This window comes from Methyloceanibacter sp. (genome assembly GCF_041573655.1).
In the GTDB taxonomy this organism is placed as follows: domain Bacteria; phylum Pseudomonadota; class Alphaproteobacteria; order Rhizobiales; family Methyloligellaceae; genus Methyloceanibacter.
On sequence record NZ_JBFFQD010000094.1, the window covers coordinates 1 to 2735 of the forward strand.

At 62.0% G+C, this 2735-nt stretch carries 4 protein-coding genes; 1 reads left to right on the plus strand and 3 read right to left on the minus strand.

The genetic code is table 11. From position 1 onward, the window contains the following. Nucleotides 1–135: 135 nt before the first annotated feature. Entirely contained in the window at nt 136–630 is a 495-nt protein-coding gene (locus ABY454_RS12185; RefSeq protein ID WP_372931022.1) for an RDD family protein, read from the minus strand. A 178-nt stretch (nt 631–808) separates the two neighbouring features. Between ABY454_RS12185 and ABY454_RS12190 the strand changes: the two genes are divergently transcribed. After that, nucleotides 809–1447, plus strand: coding sequence for a family 16 glycoside hydrolase (locus ABY454_RS12190; RefSeq protein ID WP_372931024.1), 639 nt, complete (start codon nt 809–811; stop codon nt 1445–1447). Here the strand turns inward: ABY454_RS12190 and hemB are convergent. Both hemB and ABY454_RS12200 read right to left on the minus strand, forming a co-directional pair. Beyond that, nucleotides 1444–2538: a porphobilinogen synthase gene (gene hemB / locus ABY454_RS12195; protein WP_372931026.1), complete on the minus strand. Its 1095-nt coding sequence runs from the start codon at nt 2536–2538 to the stop codon at nt 1444–1446. The genes ABY454_RS12190 and hemB overlap by 4 nt on opposite strands. Nucleotides 2539–2637: 99 nt before the next feature. Further along, nucleotides 2638–2735, minus strand: a 98-nt coding sequence (locus ABY454_RS12200) for an extensin family protein (protein WP_372931028.1), incomplete at its 5' end; no start/stop codon positions are given.

Genomic DNA, 2735 nt, shown 5'->3' on the forward strand with positions numbered 1-2735 from the left:
AAAGTTACTTTTGTGCTCTGTCACGGGCCACCGACCGGAAGCGAATCCAAGTCAATCCTCGCCAAGCTTAGTGGACAAATGGCGGGGCGCGCAATCGGCGATGCTTCGGCCCGCAAAAACTTGGAATCGCTCCAATTATTGCCGGTTGATGACGACCACGCCCGCCAGGATGTCGTGCAGGCAGCGCTTGCGCGGGTCAAAAAAGGCCCACAGCAGGATGGGGAAGAAGATCACCAGCGAGAACCAGAACAGCAGCGCATGGAAGGCTGCGATCAGAGGCGAGACCTTGCCGCCGAACCACATGGGCACGGTAAGCCCCATCATGCGCTGGCCGATCGTGGACGAATGCTGTCCGCCGATGGTGACGGCGTTATAGCCGAGGCCCACGAGCGGGAAGACCAGTCCGAAAAGCAGCCAGGCAAGGCCCAGCGTCAGCACGCCGAGGACCGAGACCGCGACCACGGCAACGACCCACAGCAGAGCAATGATGATGGCGTCGATGATGAACGCCACGGAGCGTTTGCGGATGACCGCGTCGAACAGCTGAGGCTGCGTTGCCGAATCGTAGGCATGGCGCTGTGCTGCTAAGCCGGCTGGGGTCTGGGCAGAGGAAGGGCGGGGGCCAGTCATGAAATCTCCGAATCGGGGCTGTGTGCGTGTCGTAAATATGGGGATTTGAATGGCTCCAAACAACCGCAAGTCTTTGCCAACATGCTGCTCGCGCATGGAACGGGCGCGCAGCTTGCCGAGTTTATGACGACAGTTTAGGACTCACTGTGGATGCCACGAACGAACGGGGAGCCGCACGATGCGGAATAAGATCCTGGCGCTTGCGACCGCCGGGCTTGCGATAGCGGGCGTGCTCGCCGCGAGCGGCGAGGCGATTGCCTGCGTGGGAAACAAGGTGATCTTCGAAGATAGTTTCGAGGACGATGCAGGCGGCTGGTCCCACAAGGCCGGCACCGAAATGAAGGACGGCGCCTTCGTCATCAAGCTGCCAGCCGACGACATGCAGTCGAACCTCAACGTCACCTTCTCGGTGAAGGATGCCGATATCTGCACCGAAGCGGTTTGGCCGACAGGCGGCGAGCAGGCTGTGCTGGGCGCGGGGCTGTTGTTCTGGGGCGAGAGCAACCGCACCTACTATCAATTCGGCATTCTCAACAACGGCCGGTTCTGGATCGCCCGCAAGCAGGACGGTGCCTGGCTCGGCACCATCGCCGCCAATATCGATTCCCCTGCGATCAAGAAAGCGCCGGGCTCATCCAACACGCTGCGCGTCGACGCCAAAGGCAACGCGCTGACCTTCTACATCAACGGCACCAAGGTGCGCGAGGTGAGGGGCCAAGCACCGTCGTCGGCGTGGCGCTTTGGCGTCTCGGGTGACAATTTCGACAAGGAAAAGGAAGCGATCGTCCAGTTCACCAATATGAAGGTGACGGACTAGCTCTCGTCTTTCAGGCGACGTGCCACTTCGGGCGCGAAGTAGCTGAAGATGGCATCCGCGCCGGCGCGCTTAAAAGCAATCAAGCTTTCGACGATGACGCGATCGCGGTCCAGCCAGCCGCGCTCGGCAGCTGCCGCCAGCATCGCGTACTCCCCGGACGTCTGATAGACGAAAGTGGGCAGCTTGAAGGTCTCCTTCACCCGCCACACGATGTCGAGATAAGCGATGCCCGGCTTTACCATGACCATGTCGGTGCCTTCGGAGATGTCGAGCTTGACCTCGCGCAACGCCTCGTCGCCGTTGGCCGGGTTCATCTGATAGGTGCTCTTGTCGCCGCGCAGTCGCGCGCCCGAACCCACCGCGTCGCGGAACGGTCCGTAGAACGCGGAAGCGTATTTCGCCGCGTAGCTCAGGATTTGGGTGCTTGCAAAACCGTTGGCCTCGAGCGCGGCACGAATGGCGCCTATGCGGCCATCCATCATGTCGGAGGGGGCGACGATATCGCAGCCGGCTTCCGCCTGAACCAGCGCCTGGGTGATCAGCGCGGCATTGGTGCGGTCGTTGTCGATCTCGCCGCCTTCGGTGAGAAGTCCGTCGTGGCCGTGGCTCGTGTAGGGATCGAGGGCCACGTCGCAAATGATGCCGATCTCAGGGACGGCGTCCTTGATGGCGCGCACCGCGCGGCACACGAGATTGCCCGGATTGAAGGCCTGGCTCGCGGCTTCGTCGCGCAACGACGGATCGGTGTGAGGAAAGATCGCGATCGCAGGCAGTCCGGCGGCGGCGGCGTCCTCCGCGGCATTGACGGCGAGGTCGATGGACAGGCGCGCCACGCCGGGCATGGAGTCGATTTCCGTGCGCTCGCGTGTCCCCTCGGTGACGAAGATCGGCCAGATTAGGTCGTCGACGGTAAGGGTCGTCTCTCGCACGAGACGGCGGGACCAGTCGGACCTGCGGTTACGCCTAAGGCGCGTCGCCGGATAGCCGGGCTGGAGCGCGGGCGCCGGTGTCGTCCCGCTGCGCTTGGCGCGCTCGGTCCGCAAGGAAACTGTTTTGTCTTTGGACGGTGAGACCACGTGTCGTCTACTCATAAACTTCCGCCGAAGGGACCGATCTTATCACTGCCCGCAACGGGCTACCAGAAGCACTTGCCAACATGGTTTTCCGGGCTTTCCCGGCCCTTTCCGGTGTCATTCGCAAATCGTCACGTAGCGACGTATTTTCATGTCGACATGAAAATGGTTCGCATGGGCCGCATTGGCGTTGGGTCCGAGGACGGTGTTGAACG

Bases quoted from the DNA above. Each gene is read 5' to 3' on its own strand.
- ABY454_RS12185 (WP_372931022.1), bottom strand. From the start codon at position 630: ATGACTGGCCCCCGCCCTTCCTCTGCCCAGACCCCAGCCGGCTTAGCA.
- ABY454_RS12190 (WP_372931024.1), top strand. From the start codon at position 809: ATGCGGAATAAGATCCTGGCGCTTGCGACCGCCGGGCTTGCGATAGCG.
- hemB (WP_372931026.1), bottom strand. From the start codon at position 2,538: ATGAGTAGACGACACGTGGTCTCACCGTCCAAAGACAAAACAGTTTCC.